The organism is Mycobacterium sp. E787, assembly GCF_001668725.1.
GTDB lineage: Bacteria > Actinomycetota > Actinomycetes > Mycobacteriales > Mycobacteriaceae > Mycobacterium.
The window spans coordinates 60,780-77,409 of the sequence record NZ_LZKL01000120.1 but is presented as its reverse complement, the minus strand read 5'-3'; the positions used below and the strand labels follow the sequence as shown (position 1 = coordinate 77,409).

18 protein-coding genes are annotated in these 16,630 nt (G+C 70.6%); 11 read left to right on the top strand and 7 right to left on the bottom strand.

From position 1 onward, the window contains the following. Nucleotides 1-182, top strand: a 182-nt coding sequence (locus A5705_RS23460) for a helix-turn-helix domain-containing protein (protein WP_156763212.1), incomplete at its 5' end; no start/stop codon positions are given. Nucleotides 183-184: 2 nt separating this feature from the next. Here A5705_RS23460 and A5705_RS23455 read toward each other — a convergent pair. Next, a complete protein-coding gene (locus A5705_RS23455; RefSeq protein WP_067883495.1) occupies nucleotides 185-1,138 on the bottom strand; it encodes a helix-turn-helix transcriptional regulator in 954 nt (317 codons plus the stop codon). 53 nt (nucleotides 1,139-1,191) lie between these two features. Here A5705_RS23455 and A5705_RS23450 point away from each other — a divergent pair, with 53 nt between their 5' ends. Further along, the gene (locus A5705_RS23450; RefSeq protein WP_369803388.1) at nucleotides 1,192-1,638 is read left to right on the top strand and encodes an SRPBCC family protein; all 447 of its coding nucleotides are present in this window, start codon (nucleotides 1,192-1,194) and stop codon (nucleotides 1,636-1,638) included. 6 nt (nucleotides 1,639-1,644) lie between these two features. Here the strand turns inward: A5705_RS23450 and A5705_RS23445 are convergent, their stop codons facing one another. Then, nucleotides 1,645-3,000: an NAD(P)/FAD-dependent oxidoreductase gene (locus A5705_RS23445; RefSeq protein ID WP_067883493.1), complete on the bottom strand. Its 1,356-nt coding sequence runs from the start codon at nucleotides 2,998-3,000 to the stop codon at nucleotides 1,645-1,647. 150 nt (nucleotides 3,001-3,150) lie between these two features. Between A5705_RS23445 and A5705_RS23440 the strand changes: the two genes are divergently transcribed. Further along, nucleotides 3,151-4,116: an alpha/beta fold hydrolase gene (locus A5705_RS23440; protein ID WP_067883492.1), complete on the top strand. Its 966-nt coding sequence runs from the start codon at nucleotides 3,151-3,153 to the stop codon at nucleotides 4,114-4,116. Here A5705_RS23440 and A5705_RS23435 read toward each other — a convergent pair. Further along, entirely contained in the window at nucleotides 4,111-5,457 is a 1,347-nt protein-coding gene (locus tag A5705_RS23435; protein ID WP_068280368.1) for a flavin monoamine oxidase family protein, read from the bottom strand. The two genes, A5705_RS23440 and A5705_RS23435, sit on opposite strands and share 6 nt — an antisense overlap. Nucleotides 5,458-5,536: 79 nt before the next feature. Here A5705_RS23435 and A5705_RS23430 point away from each other — a divergent pair, with 79 nt between their 5' ends. Beyond that, nucleotides 5,537-6,523 (top strand): TIGR03617 family F420-dependent LLM class oxidoreductase, encoded by a 987-nt coding sequence (locus A5705_RS23430; protein WP_068280365.1) that lies wholly within the window; start codon nucleotides 5,537-5,539, stop codon nucleotides 6,521-6,523. Nucleotides 6,524-6,526: 3 nt separating this feature from the next. Here A5705_RS23430 and A5705_RS23425 read toward each other — a convergent pair whose 3' ends face one another. Further along, nucleotides 6,527-7,642 (bottom strand): hypothetical protein, encoded by a 1,116-nt coding sequence (locus tag A5705_RS23425; protein ID WP_068280362.1) that lies wholly within the window; start codon nucleotides 7,640-7,642, stop codon nucleotides 6,527-6,529. After that, on the bottom strand, nucleotides 7,642-8,787 hold the full coding sequence (locus A5705_RS23420; protein WP_369829620.1) for a phosphotransferase family protein: 1,146 nt from the start codon (nucleotides 8,785-8,787) through the stop codon (nucleotides 7,642-7,644). The genes A5705_RS23425 and A5705_RS23420 overlap by 1 nt, the downstream gene beginning before the upstream one ends. A 56-nt stretch (nucleotides 8,788-8,843) precedes the next feature. Between A5705_RS23420 and A5705_RS23415 the strand changes: the two genes are divergently transcribed. Further along, entirely contained in the window at nucleotides 8,844-9,446 is a 603-nt protein-coding gene (locus tag A5705_RS23415) for a TetR/AcrR family transcriptional regulator (RefSeq protein WP_067883488.1), read from the top strand. Then, nucleotides 9,443-10,327 (top strand): SDR family NAD(P)-dependent oxidoreductase, encoded by an 885-nt coding sequence (locus A5705_RS23410; RefSeq protein ID WP_067883487.1) that lies wholly within the window; start codon nucleotides 9,443-9,445, stop codon nucleotides 10,325-10,327. Before A5705_RS23415 ends, A5705_RS23410 begins: the two co-directional genes overlap by 4 nt. On the opposite strand, the gene A5705_RS23405 is transcribed toward A5705_RS23410, so the two are convergent. Next, a complete protein-coding gene (locus A5705_RS23405) occupies nucleotides 10,324-10,929 on the bottom strand; it encodes a class I SAM-dependent methyltransferase (protein WP_068280360.1) in 606 nt (201 codons plus the stop codon). The two genes, A5705_RS23410 and A5705_RS23405, sit on opposite strands and share 4 nt — an antisense overlap. 4 nt (nucleotides 10,930-10,933) lie before the next feature. Continuing rightward, complete coding sequence (locus A5705_RS23400) at nucleotides 10,934-12,328, bottom strand: 13E12 repeat family protein (RefSeq protein WP_067883485.1); 1,395 nt, start codon at nucleotides 12,326-12,328, stop codon at nucleotides 10,934-10,936. A 190-nt stretch (nucleotides 12,329-12,518) separates the two neighbouring features. On the opposite strand from A5705_RS23400, the gene A5705_RS23395 reads away from it, so the two are divergent. Genes A5705_RS23395 through A5705_RS23375 form a run of 5 tightly spaced genes read left to right on the top strand, consistent with a single transcriptional unit; the run spans nucleotide 12,519 to nucleotide 16,621 of the window. After that, a complete protein-coding gene (locus A5705_RS23395) occupies nucleotides 12,519-13,466 on the top strand; it encodes a DUF4129 domain-containing protein (protein ID WP_067883484.1) in 948 nt (315 codons plus the stop codon). After that, a complete protein-coding gene (locus tag A5705_RS23390; RefSeq protein WP_067883483.1) occupies nucleotides 13,463-13,945 on the top strand; it encodes a hypothetical protein in 483 nt (160 codons plus the stop codon). Before A5705_RS23395 ends, A5705_RS23390 begins: the two co-directional genes overlap by 4 nt. Beyond that, on the top strand, nucleotides 13,942-14,913 hold the full coding sequence (locus A5705_RS23385; RefSeq protein ID WP_067883482.1) for a MoxR family ATPase: 972 nt from the start codon (nucleotides 13,942-13,944) through the stop codon (nucleotides 14,911-14,913). Before A5705_RS23390 ends, A5705_RS23385 begins: the two co-directional genes overlap by 4 nt. Continuing rightward, complete coding sequence (locus A5705_RS23380) at nucleotides 14,910-16,178, top strand: DUF58 domain-containing protein (RefSeq protein WP_068280357.1); 1,269 nt, start codon at nucleotides 14,910-14,912, stop codon at nucleotides 16,176-16,178. Before A5705_RS23385 ends, A5705_RS23380 begins: the two co-directional genes overlap by 4 nt. Next, complete coding sequence (locus A5705_RS23375; protein WP_067883480.1) at nucleotides 16,175-16,621, top strand: hypothetical protein; 447 nt, start codon at nucleotides 16,175-16,177, stop codon at nucleotides 16,619-16,621. The genes A5705_RS23380 and A5705_RS23375 overlap by 4 nt, the downstream gene beginning before the upstream one ends. Nucleotides 16,622-16,630 lie beyond the last annotated feature (9 nt).

Sequence of the window (16,630 nt, the reverse complement as noted above, 5' to 3'; positions counted from 1 at the left end):
AATACGTGCGTCGCGTCCGGCTGCAGCGCGCGCACGACGATCTCATCGCCGCCGAGCCGTCCGGCAGCACCGTCACCGAGATCGCCGCCAGGTGGGGGTTCGCGCACACCGGGCGATTCGCGGTGCTCTATCGGCAGACCTACGGCCACAGCCCCCACGCCACGCTCAAACAGCTGACGTAGCGTCAGTCGCGCAACGTGGTATGCGGGCTTTGGCCGTAGACCTCGCGGTAGTAGACGGCGAACCGGCCCGTGTGCGCGAACCCCCACCTGGCGGCGATCTGGGTGACGGTGGTGTGCGCCCGCTCGGCGGCCAGCAGGTCCTGGTGTGCGTAGTGCAGCCGGACCCGGCGCAGATATTCCATTGGCGTGCAATCGCGGTGGCGACGGAACATCAACTGAATCGCGCGCGGCGTGACGTAGGTGGCCCGCGCGATGTCGGCGATGCCGATGTCGCTGTCGGCGTGCTCTTCGATGAAGGCGATCGCGCGCCGCAGCAACGCCGGGGTGGTGTCGCGGCTATCCTCGATCGTCGGATCGAACAACGCGTTGTTCGGGAAAGTGGCAAGCATGGTGGCCGCCAGATGCTGCATCGCGGTGGCGGCGATCAGCGTCGCGCCGCTGGTGGCCGCGTCGGCCAGCAAGCCGTCCCGCACGTAGTCGACGGTGCGGACCAAATGCCGGGCCGCCGCCGCGGAAACCGGTCGGGAATCGGTCAATCGGACCGGTCCGGGCCGGCGACCGCCGCCCATCGTCGCCACCCGATCGAAGAGGCCCCGGTCGATCGTGACGATGTCGCAGTGCGCGCGGCTCACCCGGCCGGTGAACGGCACGTCGAGCGCCCCAAATGCCAGGATCCCCTCGGCGCCAACGGAATTCGTCCCCCCGTCGGGTAGCCGCTCCTCCACCAGCCCGGAACGCACCCGGCACAGGTAGATCTTCTCGGGGGACTCGGCGTCGTAGCTGAACTCGTAGCCGACCTCACCGTCGTCGATGGTCAGCGGGCCCAACGACCTTCGCGAGATTCTCATGCGGGCGCCGTCGGTTGCGGTGCCGAGAATGCGCACGGCGGCGTAGGTCTGACCGAGGATCTGCTCGGCCTCACCCAGATCGTGCGTGTCCACCAACACAGTTGTCATCGCGTACCGTTCGTTGACGCTACCCAATTATGTGCGAGACATCGGCGTCTAGCATGTGTCGGGTGGTCCAGATCAACTTGCAGCGAACGATCGACGCGGCCCCGGAACGGGTCTTCGACTGGCTGGCCGACCCGCCGAACCTGGCCGCCGCTCCGCTGGTGCTGAAGGCCGATTACGCGAAGGATTCGCCGCGGCCCGGCGCCGGCGCCGTGCGCGAGGTGATCGGGGTCGGCACGTGGTTCCGCGAGGAGATCACCGCCTACGACCGGCCGCACAGCTACTCCTACCTCATCGTCCGCTCGTTCCCGCCGTTCAACCACGAGGGCGGCACGCTGACGTTCGCCGCCGCGGGGGAGGGGACGCGGGTGGACTGGGTGACCAACTACACCCATCCGGCCTGGGCCGGGGGAAAGCTGTTGGAGGCGCTCAGCCATCGGCTGCTGCGCTCGAGCTTTGCCGCCATCCTCGATGCCTGTGCCGGCGCGCTGGAGCGCCGGTAGCGACCGTCAGCCGCTCAACCGGTGCATCAATCGGCCGGCGGCGTGCCGGCCACTGACCACGGCGCCGGTCACGGTGGCCGGATTGTTCACCCCAACGGCCTCACCCGCGAGGTACAGCCGGTCCCCGATCGGTTCGGCCAGCCTGCGCCGGTCGGCCAGGCCGGAACCGGGAGCGTGGAAGGAATACGAGCCGAGCGCGTACGGGTCGACCGCCCAGTTGGAGCTGCGCACCTCGACCGGTGCGACGTCGTCGCCGAACAGCCGGTGCGCGATGGGTAGCGCGCTGGCCATCAGCTCGGCGGGTCGCGCCGACTCGGCCCACCGGCCGCGGTCACCGGCGTTGAAGGCCAACACGATCGGCCCCGCGGCGCTCGGCAGGCTGAACCATTGCGACCAAGCGCCCGGCTCGGCGCCGAGGTACTGGAAGAAGGCGTTCTCGGCCGCCCAGCTGCGGCGGTTGAACCGAAAGTAGCTCTTGGACAGCACCCCGAATCCCAGCGCGTCGACGGCGTGGGCGTGCAGTTCGGGCAGCGGCGGATGGAACGCGATCGCACCGGATTTCAGCACGCCCAAGGGGACGGTGACGATTGCCGCGGGCCCCTCGAACGAGCGGTCCCCGGCGCGCACGACGACCGAATTGTCGCGCCGCGCAATCGCGGTGACGGGCGTCTTCAGCTCGATCCGCAGCCCGTCGGCGAGCAGCCGCGGCAGGGCGTCGTAGCCGTTGGTGACGACGTCCTGGTCACCGTCTGCATAATCGCCGTGGTCAAAGGTGTTGGCGGACAACTGGTCCGCGCCGGCGCCATATTCGTTTTCGATCTCGGTGGTGACATAGAACCCCAACTGCGCCCGGTCGGCGTCGGAAAGCTCGGCCCGGGTGGCCGCGCCGTCCACCGCGGCGCCCAGGCTGCCGCCGTCGACGTGGCCCCGAGCCCGTTTGACGAAGGTGCGCCAGGTTTCCGGGTCGTACTCGAGCGCCGGGAGCCGCGGGTCGACCACCAGCTTCGCCCACCCGTAGTAGTCGGTGGGGGCGAGCTGGGCCCGCGCCTGCTGCGCGAGCTCCATCAGCGGGTTGTCGGTCGTGCCGTGGATCCAGGACGCGCCCATCTCCAGCGGTACGCCCCAGCCGCGGTCGGTATGCACCCGCCCGCCGATGCGGTCGCGGGCCTCGAGGACGCGCACCGGCCATCCCGCGTCGGCGAGGCTGCGCGCGGCGGCCAGGCCCGCCATGCCGGCGCCGACGACGAGCACCGCTTTGTTGTCTGACGCTGTGTCCGGCGGGGGCGGCGTGCAGGCGGCCGCCAGCCCGCCGGCCAGGCTCGTCGTGGTCGCGAGGAACTCCCGACGGGACATCGGGGACACGGCAGCCAGCGTCTCACACGTTGTTGCACGATCGTGCCCGAATTCGCGGTGTGTAATGGGCCGTTTTCACCAGTTCGTCGTTGAGCAAGGGCTACACTTCGCCTACATCCGGAGTGCGGCGACGTGGCCGCGTTCGAAGGGGGAGCGGCGATGAGCGCTGTGTCATCGAGTCGAACAAGTGAGCGGCTCCCCGGCGAACTGCCGCCCGGCCGCGCCGTGACCGTGCGCGCGGCCGACGGAACCCCTTTGCACGCAGAGGTTTTCGGGCCGCCCGAGGGTTATCCGATCGTGCTCACGCACGGCATCACCTGCGCCATCCGGGCGTGGGCACACCAGATCCGCGGCCTGGCCACCGATTACCGGGTCATCGCGTTCGACCACCGGGGCCACGGGCGCAGCGGCGTCCCGCGGCGCGGCGGCTACAGCCTCAAACACCTTGCCTCCGATCTGAATTCGGTGCTCGAGGCGACCCTGGCGCCGCACGAGCGCGCGGTGCTGGCCGGCCACTCGATGGGCGGCATCGCCATCGCCGCCTGGTCGGCGCACTACCGGCACCAGGTCGATCGCCGCGCCGACGCCGTCGCGCTGATCAACACCACCACCGGGGACCTGGTGCGGCAGGTGAGACTGTTGTCGGTGCCGCGCGGATTTTCCGACGCGCGGGTCCTGGCCGCCCGCGGCCTGATCACCGCCTTCGGCGGGTTCCCGCTGCCCCCCGGCACCCGGGTCCCCAGCCGCTATCTGATCGCGATGCTCGCGGTCGGAGCCGGCGCCGAACCGGGCGCCGCGCGGGTGATCTGCGAGCTGTTCGCGCAGACCTCGCCGGCCGGGCGCGGCGGCTGCGCGAAGATGCTCGTCGACGCGTTGGGGTCCCGGCATCTCGACCTGGACGGGCTGACCGTGCCGACGCTGGTCATCGGCAGCGAACGCGACCGGCTGACGCCGATCAGCCAGTCCCGCAGGATCGCGCGCACCGCGCCCAACGTGGTCGGCCTGGTCGAGCTGCCCGGCGGCCACTGCTCGATGCTGGAACAGCCCGGCGAGGTCAACCGGCACCTGCGCGCCCTGGTGGAATCGGTGACCCACGACGTGCGGGCAAGCCGGATCAGCTCATAGCAATGCGGTGATCTCGGCGGCCGCCCGCTGGCCGGACCGCACGGCGCCGTCGAGGAAGCCCGTCCACTCGTCGGCGGTCTCGGTACCCGCCCAGTGGATCGGCCCCACCGGCTCGCGCAGCCACCGCCCGAACCGCGTCCACGACCCGGGCGGCACCGCGGCCGTCGGACCGCCAGGCGCGAAACCTTCTGCGCCCCAACGCTGGTCGACATAGTCGAGGGGTTTGAGCGCTTCGTCGCCGAACAGCGCGGCGAAGCAGTGCAGCGCATCGCGGCGGCGCTGTTCGCCGGGCAGCGAGTCGAACGCGCGGGCGTCGACGAAGCCCATCAGGATGCCGGGGCCGTCCGCGTGCGGGCTGACGTCGAACGTGATGAACACGGGGCCGCGGTCGGAAAGCGCCTGCCCGGAGAACCCGTCGGCCCGCCAGAACGGCGTCTCGTAGGCCGCGTAGGCCTTGCTCAGCCGGCCCTGCGGCCAATTCCGCGCGAGCTGCTCGTACTCGTCGGGCAGCGGGGGAGCGAACTCGATCGATGCCCGATGGGCCGGCGGGACGGCGACGATGACGAAGCCGGCCTCGGCCGACCCGGCGTCGGTCGTCACCGTGACCCCCGAGCCGTGCCGCTCGATGCGACGGACCGGCGCCCCGAGCACCACGCGCGGGCCGAGTTCGGCGGCCGCCGCCTCGGCGATCTGCTGGGTGCCGCCGGGGAAACGGTCCTGCTGGGCGCCGTTTTCGACGTCGAGCAGCGGGTCCAGCCCCCCGGCGGCGTGCACGTAACGGGCCGCGTGCAGCATCGACACGTCGTCGGGTTCACACCCCCAGGTCACCCGGGCCACGATGGCCATCAGGTCGTGCGAGGAAGCCGTGGCGCGCACCGAGCGCAGCCAGCCGCCGAGCGACATGCCGTCCAGCTCGCGTGCGCGGCGCGCGTCCCACGGCGCCGCCACCGGGACGCTGCGGGCGATCCTTTCGAATTGCCAACGCAGCCGGCCGATGTCGAGCAGCCCGGTCAGCGAAAGTTTGGGGATGGTGCCGTGGTAGGGACGCGCCCAGCCGCGCCAGTGGATGACGTTCTTGCCGTCGTGGTGGGTCGGGATCGTCGGCACTTCGAGCTCGGCGGCCAGCGCCAGCACGGCCTCCTGCGTCGGGCCCACGAAGGTGCCGCCCAGGTCGGCGGGCAACCCGGCGACGCTGCCGGTGAACGACCGGCCACCGACCCGGTCGCGGCCCTCGAACACCAGCACGTCATGGCCCTGTCGGGTCAGCTCGCGCGCCGCGGACAGCCCGGCGAAGCCGGCACCGACCACGACCACGTCGACAACCGGCGGCGGCTTCGTCACGTCCCTTAGTCAACCGCATTTTGACGATTTCGTACGATGAATTTCCATTGCCCGTCTAAGTAGGTGCTCAGGTGGCCGGATGAAGGTCTTCACCGCGTTGTACGGGCCGGTGGATGCGGTCGAGCGGGCGCGGGCGCTGCGCGACGCCGGGGCCGGCGGTGTGGCCACCTTCGAGGGACCGCACGACGTGTTCGCCCCGCTGACGCTGGCCGCCACCGTGGGCGGGCTGGACCTGATGACCAACGTGGCCATCGCGTTTCCGCGCAATCCGATCCACCTGGCGCACCAGGCCAACGATCACCAGCTGCTGAGCGGCGGGAGATTCTTCCTCGGCCTGGGCACCCAGGTCCGCCCGCAGATCGAGAAGCGCTTCGGCGCGCAGTTCGAGCATCCGGTGGCCCGCATGACCGAGTTGATCGCGGCCCTGCGCGCGATCTTCGAGGCCTGGAAGACGGGCGGCCGCTTGGACTTTCGCGGCGAGTACTACCGGCACACGCTGATGACGCCGACGTTTTCCCCGGGCCCCAATCCCTACGGCCCGCCGCCGATCTATGTCGGGGCGCTCGGGCCGCGGCTGACCCGCGCCGTGGCCGAGCACGCCGACGGCCTGTTGGTGATGCCGTTCGGCTCGAAGCGGTTTCTGCACGAGCACACGATGCCGGCGGTGCGCGACGGCCTGCGGGCCGGTCGCCGAGGGGCCTCGGAGTTCGCCGTCATTCCCGAGATCATCGTGTCGGCGGGCTCGGACGCGGGGGACCACGCGGCGACGCGGCGGCTGCTGGCGTTCTACGGGTCGACCCCGGCGTACCGGCCGGTGCTGGCCGCGCACGGCTGGGAGGACCTGCAGCCCGAGCTCAACGCGATGTCGAAGCAGGGCCGCTGGCAGGAGATGGGCGACCTCATCGACGACAAGATGTTGCACACCATCGCTGCGTGCGGCACGCCGAAGGAGATCGCCGCGGCTATCCGCGATCGCGTCGACGGCGTCTCGGACACGGTGTGCCTCTATCAGCCGTCGCCGATACAGCTGCAGACGCTGTCGGAGATTGTGGACGAGCTGCGCTGAGCCCTACGGCGCGACGGTCAGCCAGTCTTTGAAGCCCGACGGTTCGTGGCGGCCCAGCGCGCCGTGTTCGTAGAGGCCCCAGCCCTCCACGGGATCCCCGTCGCCGTCGCGGCACAGCGCGCGGCCCACGTGGTCGATCACGCCGAAGCCGGACCGCGCGACGATGGCCGGGTCGGTCATGTCGTAGGTCAGCCGCTCGACGAACTTTTCGCCCTTCCACATGCCGTGCAGCCAGTCCGAGTCGCCGCCGTAGCCGCCGCCGACATGGATCGGGACGGGCAGCTTGGACTCGACGTCGAAGCGGACCGGCGTGCCGTCGGGGGCGGTCGCGTCGATCGTCGCCCCGGTCGGGATGCGGGTGCCGGACCGGTAGTGGATCGCCACGCGCGGCCAGCCCAGCTGCTCGACGCGGCCGTCGCGCCACACCCGGGTGCAGTCGTTGAGCGAGCGGAACCCGTTGGGCTCCTCCTGGATGATCAGCACGATCGCGAACTCGTCGAAGGCCATCGGCACGTAGAGCCACCACATGCCCTCGAACGGCGGGTCGGCGGGCCGGCCGGCCGGCTCCGGTTCGCCGATGGGCCGGATGCCCCAGGACCGGTCCCGGCTGCCCAGCCAGGTCGCGGGGTCGACGGCGGTCTCCTCGCCGTCGATGGCGATGCGGCCGCTCCAGCTGCCGAGCTGGGCGAAGCGTTGGGCGTCCAGGGTCACCCGGTTGCCGGACCGCAGCACGTGCGGCTGCTCCTGGACGACGTCGAACAGGCCCTGCCAGGTGAGATCGGCTGCGATGCCTTCGGTTTCGTCAAGGACGAGGCGCAGTTTGCGCAGCGGTTCGCTGACCTCGATGCGGTAGCCGTTGACGTTCTGGTTGAGCCGGTCCTGGTCGATGGCGTCCGACAGGTGCACCGCGGTCTGGGTGTCCCCGCGCCGGACGAGGAAGAACGCGTCCTTGACGCCCAGGTTGGGGTAGTAGCCGATGCCGCTGATGACGAAGATGTTCCCGGTGCGGTCGTGGGCGTTGAAATAGGAGCGGTCGTAGAAGTTGCGGTCCGAGGTGCCCGCCCACGCGATCGGCCGGGGTACCTGATGTACCGGAAACTCGTCGAGCGGTCCGAGCATTACTGATCCTCTCCGATGAGCCGTCTCATCAATCCCGTGTGGTAGAACAGCGATTCGACATCCTCGGGTTTCTCGGTCTCCCCGAAGTGCACCCGTCGCGCGCCGGTGCGCATGAACACGCACGCCCACATCACCCCGGAGTAGGCGTAGAACCAGCGCAGGTCGCCCACGTCGACGCCGGTGAGTTGCCGGTAGGTGGCGCGCACGTCGTCCTCGCGCATCACGTCGGGCAGGCCAGGCAGGGTCGCCAGGCCGGCGAGCTCCTGGAAGACCATGTGCGCGTAGATCATCCACGCGACATCGAGCTCGCGCGGCCCCAGCGTCACCATCTCCCAGTCCAGCACGGCCGCCGGCCGGAAGTCGCGGTACAGCACGTTGCCCACCCGCGCGTCGCCCCAGAGCAGCACCGGTTCGCGCGCGGCTGCCTCGCTCGGCCAGTTGGCCTCCAGCCATTCGAAAGTGCGCTCCAGCAAAGGGGATCGGCCGATGTCGGGCACCGCGAAGTCGTACCAGGACCGCACCCAGTTGAAGTGCCTGCGCAGGGCGGTGTCGCCCTCTCCTGCGGCGAGGAAGCCAAAGGTTTTCTCGGCGTTGGGGATCGAGTGCAGCTTGGCCAGCACCCCCACCGTGGCGTCCTGCAGTTCGCGCTGTCGCTCGGCGGGCGCATCGGCGAACCAGTTGCCGCCGAACGTGTACGGCATGACGTCCGGCGGCACCTCGCCGTCGACGTAATCCATCACGAAGAACGGCGTGCCCAGGACGTCGCCGGTGGGCTCCAGCCAGCGCACCCGCGGGACGGGGACGTCGGTGAGCTCCGCGACCTTGCGGATCACCTCGAATTGGTGGTCGAGCCGATACGTCGGGAACACCTGGACGTCCTCGGCGGTCGGCGCCACCCGGGCGACCAATTTCTGCTCGATCGGCCGGCCGTCCTGTTCCCAGCGTGCGATCAAGATGATGGTCTCCGACGACATGCCCGTCGAGTCCACGCCGCTCTCCACCGTCACCTCGGGCTCGGCCCCGCCGGGAAGGACCGTCGACAGCCATCGCGACATCACGGCGGGCAGCGTGCTGACGTCCCGGCTGGAGCGCTGCAGCCGGTCGACTTTGTCCAGCACAGGTTCATTGGACACGGGTGCCTCCATTCTCCGAGACGTCTTGGAGACTTCTTCGCGGCAATTACGATACGGTAGGTAGCGTTATGAAAGCAGACCCGTCCTACCTTGACAAGGCCCCGGGGGCCGGGCGGCCCCGCGATCCGCGCATCGACTCGGCCATCCTGTCGGCGACCGCGGAACTGCTTGTGGAGATCGGCTATTCGAATTTGAGCCTGGCCGCCGTGGCGGAGCGGGCCGGCACCACGAAATCGGCGCTGTACCGCCGGTGGTCCAGCAAGGCCGAACTGGTGCACGAGGCGGCGTTCCCGACGGCGCCCACCGCGCTGGTGGCCCCGGCCGGCGACATCGCCGCCGATGTCCGGATGATGATCGAGGCCACCCGCGACGTGTTCACCACGCCGGTGGTGCGGGCCGCGCTGCCCGGGCTGGTGGCCGACATGACGGCCGATCCCGCCCTGAACGCCCGGGTGATGTCGCGTTTCGCCGGGCTGTTTGCGGCGGTTCGGGTGCGGCTGGGCGCGGCCATCGATCGGGGTGAGGCCCATCGGGGCGTGGACCCGGACCGGCTGATCGAGTTGATCGGGGGAGCGACGATGCTGCGGATGCTGCTGCGACCGGAGGAGGCCCTGGATGACACCTGGGTCGAGCAGACGACGGCCATCGTGGTGCACGGGGTGACCGGATGACGCGGCTGGCGGGTCGCGCCGCGATCGTCACCGGCGGCAGCCGCGGCCTGGGCCGCGCGATCGCGCTGGCGCTCGCCGCGGAGGGTGCGGCGGTGGCCGTCGCCGGGCGCACCGAGGAGGTGTGGGACGAGCGGCTGCCCGGAACCATCGGCGAGACGGTCGCCGAGATCGGCGCGGCCGGCGAACGGGCCGTGGCGATCCGCGCCGATCTGACCGACCGCGACGACGTCGCCCGGCTGGTGACCGAGGCCCGAGAGGCGTTGGGGCCCATCACGATCCTGGTCAACAACGCGGCGTTCACCGCGCCCGGCCGCCCGCCGGTGCCGGGTTCGAAAACGGACGGGGCGCCGCGAGCCAAGGCGGTCAAGCCGCCCGGCGGCGGCGCGAAACCCGGCTGGCCCGGCTTCGTCAGCACGCCGCTGCAGGCGTTTCGCCGGCACTTCGACATCGGGGTGTTCGCCGCCTACGAGCTGATGCAACTGGTGTGCCCCGACATGATCGAGGCGGGTGGCGGCTCGATCATCAACATCACCTCGGTCGCGTCGCGGATGCCCGGCAACGGACCGTACGCCGACCGCAGCGGCGGTGTGCTGCCCGGCTACGGCGGGTCCAAGGCCGCGCTGGAGCATCTCACGCAGTGCGCGGCGTTCGACCTCGCCGATCACAACATCGCGGTGAACGCGCTGTCGCCGTCGAAACCGATCCTGACGCCGGGCCTGGCCTACTACGCCCGTGAATTCGTCGACACCGCCCCGGCCGATGAATTCGCCCGGGCGGCAGTCGAATTGGCGCTGGTCGATCCCGAGGCGGTCACCGGGCGCACGATCGGCCATCTGCAGGTGCTCGACGGCAGCTTCTCCCCGTTCACGCTGGGTGGTTAGGCCGGTTTGGTCGCCGTGACGGCGTTGATGATCACGGCGTAGAGCCGGTGCCAGTGTGGGGCGGTGAACCCAGCGCGGCGCAGCAAAGCGGTGGCGCGGCCACGCGTGCGGGCCTTGCCCCGACGGCTGGTGGCCAGCGTCGGCAGCAGCCACCACGAGAACTGGTCGACGAGCACCAGGTGGCCGCCGGGGCGCAGCACCCGGGCGCACTCGGCCAGTCCCGCTTGCTGGTCCGTCCAGTGGTCGAACGACGTCGTGCTGACGACGAGGTCGAAAGACTCGTCGGGGTAGCCGAGCCGTTCGGCCACGCCGACGGCGAAGCTCAGCCGGTCATCCCCGGCGAAAGCGCTTGCCGTCGCGATCATTTGGGGCGCGGCGTCGATGCCGCAGAGCTGGCGGGCATCGGGGTATCGGTGGCCGAGGGTGCGCAGCAGGTGGCCCGTCCCGCAGCCCACGTCGAGCACACGCCGGGGCGAGCCGGCGGTCGCCACCGCGAGATCGGCGGTGCGGTCGGTGATCTGATGGTGCAGCCGGCCCCGCCACCCGCGGTCGTACCCGGGCGCCCGATCGTCATACGCGGCCAGGTCGCGATAAGGCGGCACGCGTTCAGTGTGTCACTGGAGGCTCTTGTTCTTCGTCGGGTGGGTCGGGGTTGCTGTGGAGGAGTTCTTCGGGGTGGTGGGCGTGGTTGATTGCCGGTGGGGTGGTGCCGTTGGTCCAGGCGAGGCGTCCGGTGTCGGTGACTTCGGTGTGGTAGTCGCCGCGGGTGGCGGCGTCGTGGTCGTTGTCGCAGGCGAAGAAGAGTTTGTCGGCGTCGGTGCGTCCGCCAGCGGCCCAGTCGGGTGCGTGGTGTACTTCGCTGCGGTAGCCGGGGATGAGGCAGTGGGGGCGGGTGCAGCCGCGGTCGCGGGCGTAGCAGATCAGTCGTTGGTCGGCGGTGGCGATCCGTTTTTGCCGGCCCAGATACAGCGGCCGGTTGGTGTGGTCGTCGAACACGGCCAGGTAGTGGATGGCGTGGGTGGCCAGCCGGATCAGGTCCCGCATCGGCAGCCGGGAGCCGCCGCCGGTGCGCGCCGGCGGTGGCATCGGGATCGAGGAGTCCGCGGCGGCGTGGGCGGCCTGGTTGAGTTCGGCCAGGGTGGTGGTGACGATGACGGTGACGGGGTGGCCGCGGTGGGTGCCGAGCTTGCCGGAGTCGATGGCGATCTTAAGGCCGAGTTTGAGCGCGTCGTGGCAACGCTGCGCGGCGGTGCGGGTGTCGGGCTGCTCGGGCGGGGCGTTGTCGGGTTGGTGGCGGCCGGGGCGCACGGCGGCCTCGAGGGCCTCGAGGTAGGCGCGGGCCTCGGGGTCGAGCAACCCCGACAGCCGTGACATGCCGTCGGGTCCTTGCGGGCCCAGGCGCAGGCCGCGGCGGCGGGCCCGGTCCTCGTCGGTGAACAGCCCGTCGGGGTTGAGGTAGTCGGCGATGCGCTGTCCCAGCCGGGTGAGCACGCCGGAGTCCAGCTTTCTGGCATGGGCGACCAGGGTGCGTTCGGCCTCGGTCACGTCGGTCGGCGACACGGCGGCCGGCAGCAGGTCGAGGGCCTGGCAGATGGCGCGGATGTGGTCCTCGCCGAGCGCGCCGGCGGCCACCGCGGCCGCCACCTCGGTCAGTTCCGGGGGCAGCGGGGGGCCGCTCAGCGAGCGCCGCGGCCTAATCCGGGCGGCGAGTTTGAACCGGCGGCGCAGCTCGCCGGGGGTGATCCGCAGCCGCGCGCACAGCCGCGCCCGCACGGCCGGGGCGGACTCGGCGCCGTCGGGCGGCTCGGCGATCTCACCGAACACCCGATACATCAACCCCCGGTTGGTGCGCTCCTGTGTCTCGAGCCGCTCGGCCACCTCGACGCGAAACTCGTTGCCCACCAGATCGGAGCTGGTCTGACGCAGCACGTCGTGGGCGGCATCGATCGCGTCCAGAGCCGCACCGATCCGCTCCCGCGCCACCTCCGCACTGACACCCATGCCCCGACGCTAAAAACCACCCCCGTCAAGACCCCACACCCCCGAGCATGCCGGCCGCGGCCTGTGGATAGAACCGCAACTGTGCACAAACCCCCATCGGCAGGTTCCTGGCGGGATGCCCGCCTGACGTGCCAGTATGGGGAAAGCCAGTGCCGCAACGGCGGCAGGCAACCGGTCGAGTGGTGTGCGCATGCCCGGTATTGACAAGCCGACGGGGCGCGTCGTCGCGCTGCTCGTCTTGATGATCTTCGTCGCCGCCGCCCTCCGCGGATACCTGCCCGCCCAGGGCCATGGGTCGCGCGCGGAGCCGGGCGGCGGTCGGGCGGCTCTGCTCTTCGTGATCGTGACCCTCAGCGCGACCCTCGCTCTGCTGGCGATCGCCGTCATCGCGCGGTTGCGCGATCCGCGCGCGATGGCGCCGAAGCAGGAAGACCTGTCCGACATGCTGGGCACCGGGAAGGGCCGCCCGAGCTGGCGCGTGTTGCTGATCGGGCTCGCGCTGATCGTGGCATGGCTGCTGATCGCGACGCTGCTGATCCACTACCTGATGCCGCACGACGTCAACCCCGCCGCCCCCGGCCCGGCCCCAGCCGCACAGCCGTCGGGACGCCCGGGCGGGCAGCCGGCGCAGCAACATCCCCAGAACAATTCCGGGGACATGTTCGGGGTTCTGCTTGCCGGCGCGATCCCGATGATGGTGGTCATCGTGGCCGGCTCGGTGATCATGGCGCGGCGACGGTGGCGCGGCGCGGGGGTGGCCGCCGCCCACGCCGACGATCACTTCGAATCCCCGGCGGCCACGGCGCCATCCGAATCCCTCGTGCGCGCCGCCGAGGTCGGACTGGCTGAGATCGGCGACCTCAGCCGGGAGCCGCGCGAGGCGATCATCGCCTGCTATGCCGCGATGGAGCGGGAGCTGGCCAACGTGCCCGGCGCCGCACCCCAGGACTTCGACACGCCGACCGAGGTCCTCGTCCGCGCCGTCGAACACCATGCGCTGCAGGCCGATAACGCCGAGCGGCTGGTTAACCTGTTCGAAGAGGCACGTTTCAGCCCACACGTGATGAGCGAGGAGCATCGCGAGGTGGCGGTAAACGTGCTGCGGCTGGTCCTGGCGGAATTGCGGAGCCCGGTATGAAAAAGCTCATAGCCCTGGGTATTTGCCTCGTGGTGGGGATCGAGCTGCTGGCGCTGATCCTGCACGGGCGCCGGTTCCTGCTCGCCGCCGCGGGCATCGCCCTTGCGCTGGTGCTGCTCAACGTCCGTCGTTATCTGGGCCGCAACAACGAACCGGCCGCCGAGACCGGCTACGACGATCTGGGGGATTCGTTGCGCCGCTGGCTCGCCACCACCGAGACGACGATCCGGTGGTCGGACTCCACGCGGGCGGACTGGGACCGCCATCTGCGCCCCATGCTGGCGCGGCGTTACGAGATGACAACGGGCCAAAGGCAATCCAAGGATCCCATGGCATATCACGCGACCGGCCGGATGCTTTTCGGCGCCGAGCTGTGGGAATGGGTCAATCCCAACAACGTCACGCGCACCGGCGACCATCACACCGGTCCGGGCCGCGCGGTGCTGGAACAGATCCTGCGAAAGTTGGAGCAAATATGACGCTGCCGGCCGCGACAACCACCGCCCAGTGCGAGGCGGTGCTCGACGAGATCGAACGGGCGGTGGTGGGGAAGCGCTCGGCGCTGACGCTCATCCTGATCGCGGTCCTGGCGCGCGGCCACGTGCTCATCGAGGACCTGCCCGGCCTGGGCAAGACGCTCATCGCGCGATCGTTCGCCGCCGCGCTGGGGCTGCGCTTCACCCGGGTGCAGTTCACGCCGGACCTGCTGCCCGCGGACCTGCTCGGCTCGACGATCTACGACATGCAGTCCGGTCGTTTCGCCTTCCGGGCCGGACCGATCTTCACCAACCTGCTGCTTGCCGACGAGATCAACCGCACGCCGCCCAAGACGCAGGCGGCGTTGCTGGAGGCGATGGCCGAGGGCCAGGTGAGCATAGACGGCGAAACCCACAAGCTGCCAACGCCTTTCATCGTGCTGGCCACCGACAACCCGATCGAGTACGAGGGTACCTATCCGTTGCCGGAGGCGCAGCTGGACCGGTTCGCGATCCGGCTGGAACTGCGCTACCTCTCCGAGCGGGACGAGACCGCGATGCTGCGCCGCCGCCTGGAACGGGGTTCGGCCGAGCCGACGGTGAATCAGGTGGTGGACGCGCATGATCTGCTGGCGATGCGCGAGTCGGTCGAGCAGGTGACCGTGCACGAGGACGTTCTGCACTACGTGGTGTCCCTGGCCACCGCCACCCGGCACCACCCACAGGTCGCCGTGGGGGCCAGCCCCCGCGCCGAGCTCGACCTCGTGCAGCTCGCGCGCGCCCGCGCGTTGTTGCTCGGCCGCGATTACGTGATCCCCGAAGACGTCAAGGCGCTCGCCGTCGCGGCCGTGGCGCACCGGATCACCCTGCGGCCGGAGATGTGGGTACGCAAGATCCAGGGCGCCGACGTCGTCGGGGAACTGCTGCGGCGCTTGCCGGTGCCTCGAACGAGCGGCGGCCACGGGGCGTGATCCAAGGTCGCGATGTCGAGTTCCGTTGGCGCGCATCGCCGTTGACGCGGGCGATCGCGACATGCGCCGGGGTCGCGCTGGCCGCCGCCGTGATCGGGACGCGCTGGCAGCTGATCGCCTTCGCGGCGCCGCTGCTCGGGGTGCTCTGCTCGATCAGCTGGCAACCCCCCGTGCCGAAGATCCGGGTGCACGGGGAACCGGACTCGCAGCGCTGTTTTGAAAACGAGCGGGCGCGGGTGAAAGTCTGGATAACCGAAGACCCCTCGCGCGCGGGGGCTTCCGCGGTCGAGCTCACCACTTCGTCGGTCGAAGGCATGGAGCTCGAAGCGCTCGAGGCGGATTCCGGCCACGCGAAAACCGTTGCGGCGACCGCGCAACGCTGGGGCCGCTACCCGGTCCGGGCGCGGGTCGAGGTGGTCGCGCGCGGCGGGTTGCTGACGGGGACGGCCACCGTGGACGCGGCCGATGTGCTCGTGTTCCCGCTCACGCCGCCGCAGTCGACGCCGATCCCGCAGACGGAGTTGCTCGACCGCCTGGGCGCCCACCTCACCCGGCACGTGGGCCCGGGCGTCGAGTACGCGGACATTCGCCCCTACGTGCCCGGTGATCAACTGCGGGCGGTGAACTGGCCGGTGAGCGCCCGCCGCCGCCAATTGCACGTGACGCAACGGTTGACCGACCGCGCCGCCGACGTGGTGGTGCTGATCGACAGGTACCGGCAGCCGGCGGGCCCGGCGACCGCTGCGACCGAACGAGTGGTGCGCGGGGCGGCGCAGGTGGTGCAGACCGCCCTGCGGCACGGCGATCGCGCCGGGATGGTCGCGCTCGGCGGCAACCGTCCGCGGTGGCTCGGCGCCGACATCGGACAGCGCCAGTTCTATCGGGTGCTTGACACCGTGCTCGGCGCCGGCGACGAGTTCGAAAACACCACGGGCACACTGGCGCCGCGGGCGGCCGTTCCGGTGGGGGCGATCGTGATCGCGTTCTCCACGCTGCTCGACACGGAGTTCGCGCTGGCGCTGATCGACCTCCGCAAACGCGGCCACGTCGTGATCGCGGTCGACGTCCTCGACAGCTCGCCTTTCGAGGCCCAGCAGGACCCGCTGATCGACCGGATGTGGGCGCTGCAGCGCTCCGCCATGTATCGCGACATGGCGACGGTCGGCGTGGACATCGTGGGTTGGCGGGGGGACAGCACGCTGGATCAGTCGATGGGTGTGCTGCCGGATCGCCGCCACCGCGTGCGCGGACGGCTCCGGGTATGAAGTCGACCGCGCGTCCGGCCACACTGGCCGTCTCAACCGTTTTCGGCGCGCTCATGGCCGTACTGGCCGCCGTCGGCTCGCACGGACCGGCGCTCGTCGTGGCGGCGGGAGCCCTGCTGGCCGTGGGTGTCGGCGTGGCCCTCCGCCCCGCGGCGACGATCGCCGTGTTGCTGTCGGTGGCGACGATCCTGGCCTCGGATCCGTCGCTTGTCTGCACCGCCTGGTCCGGCCTGTGCGCGGCCGCCTACCTGGTGTGCCGCCATGCGGCGGCGACGCCCGGCGCGGTGATGTGGAGCTGGCCGACCGCCCTTGCGGCCGTGGGGTTCAGCTGCGCGGGCCTGGTCGCGACGTCGTTCCCGCTGCAGCTGCCGTGGTTGCCGCTCGTAGCGCCGGTGGGGGTCTTGGCGATCTACGTCCTGGCGACGCGCCCGTTCGTGAGCTGACTACCCGAC

Bases quoted from the DNA above. Each gene is read 5' to 3' on its own strand.
- A5705_RS23385 (WP_067883482.1), top strand. From the start codon at position 13,942: ATGACGCTGCCGGCCGCGACAACCACCGCCCAGTGCGAGGCGGTGCTC.
- A5705_RS23455 (WP_067883495.1), bottom strand. From the start codon at position 1,138: ATGACAACTGTGTTGGTGGACACGCACGATCTGGGTGAGGCCGAGCAG.
- A5705_RS23375 (WP_067883480.1), top strand. From the start codon at position 16,175: ATGAAGTCGACCGCGCGTCCGGCCACACTGGCCGTCTCAACCGTTTTC.
- A5705_RS23440 (WP_067883492.1), top strand. From the start codon at position 3,151: ATGAGCGCTGTGTCATCGAGTCGAACAAGTGAGCGGCTCCCCGGCGAA.
- A5705_RS23395 (WP_067883484.1), top strand. From the start codon at position 12,519: ATGCCCGGTATTGACAAGCCGACGGGGCGCGTCGTCGCGCTGCTCGTC.
- A5705_RS23420 (WP_369829620.1), bottom strand. From the start codon at position 8,787: ATGGAGGCACCCGTGTCCAATGAACCTGTGCTGGACAAAGTCGACCGG.
- A5705_RS23450 (WP_369803388.1), top strand. From the start codon at position 1,192: ATGTGTCGGGTGGTCCAGATCAACTTGCAGCGAACGATCGACGCGGCC.
- A5705_RS23425 (WP_068280362.1), bottom strand. From the start codon at position 7,642: ATGCTCGGACCGCTCGACGAGTTTCCGGTACATCAGGTACCCCGGCCG.
- A5705_RS23430 (WP_068280365.1), top strand. From the start codon at position 5,537: ATGAAGGTCTTCACCGCGTTGTACGGGCCGGTGGATGCGGTCGAGCGG.
- A5705_RS23400 (WP_067883485.1), bottom strand. From the start codon at position 12,328: ATGGGTGTCAGTGCGGAGGTGGCGCGGGAGCGGATCGGTGCGGCTCTG.
- A5705_RS23410 (WP_067883487.1), top strand. From the start codon at position 9,443: ATGACGCGGCTGGCGGGTCGCGCCGCGATCGTCACCGGCGGCAGCCGC.
- A5705_RS23415 (WP_067883488.1), top strand. From the start codon at position 8,844: ATGAAAGCAGACCCGTCCTACCTTGACAAGGCCCCGGGGGCCGGGCGG.
- A5705_RS23390 (WP_067883483.1), top strand. From the start codon at position 13,463: ATGAAAAAGCTCATAGCCCTGGGTATTTGCCTCGTGGTGGGGATCGAG.